This window comes from Sulfitobacter sp. HI0129 (assembly GCF_001635395.1).
In the GTDB taxonomy this organism is placed as follows: domain Bacteria; phylum Pseudomonadota; class Alphaproteobacteria; order Rhodobacterales; family Rhodobacteraceae; genus Sulfitobacter.
Window position 1 is genome coordinate 1 of the sequence record NZ_LWGH01000204.1, and the last position, 3,848, is coordinate 3,848.

Sequence of the window (3,848 nt, forward strand, 5' to 3'; positions counted from 1 at the left end):
CGGCATCGAGTGCCGAGGGATCGAACCGGGGCCGCGCCACGTCGCCGACAAAGCAGACCCTGTCGACCCCCGCATCCTGCAATTCAGCCAGAAGAGAACCCAGCGTTTCAAGCCGGAATGTCCGGTCAGCCTCCACCCCATCGGGTTGCGCGCCGTCGAGAACGCAGACCAGCGGCCGTGCCTTTTGCGAGGCCACAACCTGCCGCGGCAGGTCGCCGCCGCCTGCGATCAGCGCAAGCATCAGCGCGGCGTCAGGAAATGACGGCCGGTATCGGCCATGATGAAATCCACGATCTCACGCACCGGGGCGCTTTGGGTTTCCTCCCCCAGACGCGCTGCCCGGTCATGGAACGTGCCCTCCCCCTGCGCCAGCATCTGGAAAGCCGCGCGCAGGGCGGTGATATCGGTGCGCGCCACGCCGCGACGCTTTAACCCTACGAGGTTCAGCCCATCAAGCTCACCGCGCGGCGCCTGTACGAGACCGTATGGTATCACATCGTTGGTCACCATCGTCACGGCACCGACGATGGCGCCGCGCCCGATGCGCACGAACTGGTGTATACCCGCGAGACCACCGATGATGACATCATCCTCGATGATGCAATGCCCCGCTACGGCAGCCGAGTTCACCACGATCACCCGGTCGCCCAGAATGGCGTCATGGGCGATATGGCATCCGGCCATGAACAACCCGTCATCGCCGATCTTCGTGACGCCGCCGCCCCCCTCGGTGCCGCAGTTCATCGTCACATGTTCACGGATGCGATTGCGCGCGCCGATCTCCAGCCTGCTCGCTTCGCCCTTGAACTTCAGATCCTGCGGAATTTCACCGATCACCGCGAAGGAAAAGATCACCGTGCCCGCGCCGATCTCGGTCTGGCCGGTCACCACGACGTGGCTCTTCAACACGACATCCGGTCCCAGCACCACCTGCGACCCTACGGTACAGAATGGCCCGACCGTCGCGCTGGGATCGATACGCGCGCCTTCCTCGACGATCGCGCTGGGATGGATCCCGCTCATGCGTCCTTGCCTGCGGACATGTCCACATAGGCCATGAACTCCGCTTCGGCGGCCATCTCGCCCTCGACCGTGGCAACGCCGGAAAACTTCCAGATCTTGCCGCCCTTCTTGCCGCGCAGCGTCTTCACCTGCATTTCCAGCACGTCCCCGGGGACGACCTTGCGCCGGAACTTGCAGTTGTCGATGGACATGAAATAGATCAGCAGTTCCTGATCGATGATATCGAGCGCGATGCCCAGCATGACGCCGGAGGTCTGCGCCATGGCTTCCACGATCGTCACGCCCGGCATGATCGGCGTTCCGGGGAAATGCCCCTGGAAATGCGGCTCGTTCATAGTGACGTTCTTGATGCCGCGCGCGGAATTCGTGCCGTCGATATCCACCACCTTGTCGATCAGCAGAAAGGGGTAGCGATGGGGCAGGATGCGCTGAATCATCATGATGTCGGCGCTCTGAAGCTCTTCGGTCATTCGGTTTCCTTTGTTGCACCGGCGTGCGCCATGGCTAGCAACTCCGGCTGCGCTGGGCAAGCGCGGGCCGGTTGCGGCCTGTCAGTCGCCCGCGCCTTCGCCGCTTCCGATGGTCTCGTTCAGCAGGGAGATGGCGGCATCCGTGATCTCGATGGCCGAGGCGCTGACAAAAACGGAGCGGCGTTCGAGGATTACCCCGGCCCCCGCATTGCGCATCAATTGCTCCAACACCGGCCCTGCCGCAGCGAGGAAGGCTTCGCGTTCCTCATCGAGCTGCGCGTTGAGCGCACGGGACTTCGCGGCCTGCGCGCGTCGAATGGACTGAACCTTTTCGTCGAAATCATCCGCAAGGCTGCGAAAGGCCTCCGGGGACATCTGCGCGCGTTTCAGCGTCAGTTCCTGTTCCTCGGCCTCGAGGTCGGATTCGATCCTCCGGTTCTCCGCCGAGAGCGCGTTGCCGCGTTCCTCGATCTCCTCGGCGACGCGCTGGCCGAATTCGCTTTCCAGAAACACCCGGTCAGAATCGATGGTGAGGATCGGGCTCTGCACCGTTCGCGGCAGCGACGGTGGCGAAACCGTCTCCGGCTGCTGCTGTGCCTGCACCGCCGGCGCGGCACAAAGCCCCGCCGCCAGCACCAGCCGTATCACAAGGCCCTGCATGATCCGCCTAGAAATCCGTCCGCAGCGTGATCTCGAACTTCTGTTCCTTGTCGTAGGTTTCCTTCTTCAACGCTTCGGACACGTTGAACTGGAGGGGACCCACGGGCGTATCCCAGAAGACCGAAACGCCGATCACATGGCGGAAAGAGCCGGATTCACCCACGACACTGGCACTGTTCAGGTTCACATCGCTGAGATCCCAAAGGTTCCCCACGTCATAGAAGACGCCGCCGTTGATGCCATACTCTTCCGGAAGACCGAGCGGGAATTCGGCTTCGAAACGCGCCGCGACATAGAGGTTGCCGCCCAACGGATCGTCCCGTGTGGCGGAGATTTCCCGCGGGCCGATGCCGCCCGGTTCGAAACCGCGCAGAATGGACGGGGTCAGGATGAAACGGTCCACCACGCGGTTGTTGCCGCTGTTCCACGCCAGCGCGCCGCCTTCCAGCGTCGCCCGCAGCGTCACGTCTTCGTTGAAGATCTTCTTTTCGCCGATGACCTTCGCGGTGGTCTTGATGTAGCTGCTGTCGCCGCCGATCCCGGCGAAATCCTGACCGATCTGGAAGAGCATCCCCATCGTCGGATCAAGACCAGTAAGCCGGGTGTCATAGGTGTAGGTGTAGCCCAATGAAGACGACAGCTGCGAACCCGCCGCGATGTCATCCGCGATCACGAGGCCATGGACAGGCGTATCACGCGCCGTAACCTCGATATCCTCGGCGGTATAGCGCAGCTGCACCCGCCCATTCTCGCTCACCGGGAAGGTGAGGCTCGGCTGAAATACCAGCCTCTCGGTATTGTAGGTGGCAAAGGAGGAATCCGTTTCGGCATAATCCAGCGTCAGCCCGAAAGCGACATCCCGGCCCAACAGGCTCGGCTCCACGAAGGTAAGCCCGTAGCGTGTGGCCTCCGACGCGGTGGAGATGGCGAGCGACAGTTTCTGCCCACGGCCAAGGAAGTTCTCCTCGGCGAAGCTGATGGCCACGCCGACACCGTCGTTGTTAGAAAAGGACCCGCCGAAGTTCAGTGACCCGGTCGGCTTTTCCTGAACATCCACGTCCACCACGACCTGATCGGGGCTGGAGCCTTCGCGTGCATTGACCTCTGCCTCCTCGAAATAACCCAGCGCGCGGATACGTTCGGCGGATTCGCGAATTTCGCGCGGGTTGAACGGATCGCCCTCGGCACTGTCGAACTGCCGGCGAATGACGCGGTCCAGCGTGGTGGTGTTGCCTTCGATATCGATCCGCTCGACAAAGATGCGTTCGCCGCGCGACAGCACATATTCGATATCCAGCGTCAGGTTCCGGTCGTTGCGGGTGACACGCGGCTCGACCCGCAGAAAGTCCACACCGTCCCGGATTGCCTGACGTTCCAGCCGCGCGATGTCGGATTCAACGCGTGTGGGGGTGTAGATCTCACCCGGTTCGATATCGATGATGTCGCGGTAGCGCGCTGCGTTCAGCCCCGGCATGGTGGAGCTGAGGGAGACCTTGCCGAAGCGGAATTGCTGACCTTCGGTAATGTTGTAATTGACGAAATAACCGTCACGCTCTTCGGTGAGCTGGGCGTTGACCGCCTGTACGCGCATGTCGACATATCCGCGCGCCAGATAGAAATCGCGCAGCAATTGCTTGTCCAGCTCCACCCGGTCGGGGATGAACGTGTCCCGGCGGACCAGACGGCGGAAGAGCC

Annotated in this window: 4 protein-coding genes and 1 pseudogene; all 5 read right to left on the reverse strand. The window is 62.4% G+C overall.

The annotated features are described in order from the left end of the window. Nucleotides 1-241 (reverse strand): annotated as a pseudogene (locus tag A3764_RS02085) (LpxI family protein); the annotation flags it as partial. Continuing rightward, nucleotides 241-1,023 (reverse strand): acyl-ACP--UDP-N-acetylglucosamine O-acyltransferase, encoded by a 783-nt coding sequence (gene lpxA, locus A3764_RS02090; RefSeq protein WP_067927850.1) that lies wholly within the window; start codon nucleotides 1,021-1,023, stop codon nucleotides 241-243. The pseudogene A3764_RS02085 and the gene lpxA, both read right to left, overlap by 1 nt. Beyond that, nucleotides 1,020-1,493 carry a 3-hydroxyacyl-ACP dehydratase FabZ gene (gene fabZ, locus A3764_RS02095; RefSeq protein WP_067927853.1) on the reverse strand — a complete coding sequence of 158 codons (474 nt, stop codon included), beginning with the start codon at nucleotides 1,491-1,493 and terminating at the stop codon, nucleotides 1,020-1,022. The genes lpxA and fabZ overlap by 4 nt, the downstream gene beginning before the upstream one ends. Nucleotides 1,494-1,574: 81 nt before the next feature. Next, complete coding sequence (locus A3764_RS02100) at nucleotides 1,575-2,153, reverse strand: OmpH family outer membrane protein (RefSeq protein WP_067927855.1); 579 nt, start codon at nucleotides 2,151-2,153, stop codon at nucleotides 1,575-1,577. 7 nt (nucleotides 2,154-2,160) lie between these two features. Next, the coding region (gene bamA / locus A3764_RS02105) for an outer membrane protein assembly factor BamA (protein WP_067951109.1) at nucleotides 2,161-3,848 on the reverse strand (1,688 nt) is incomplete at its 5' end.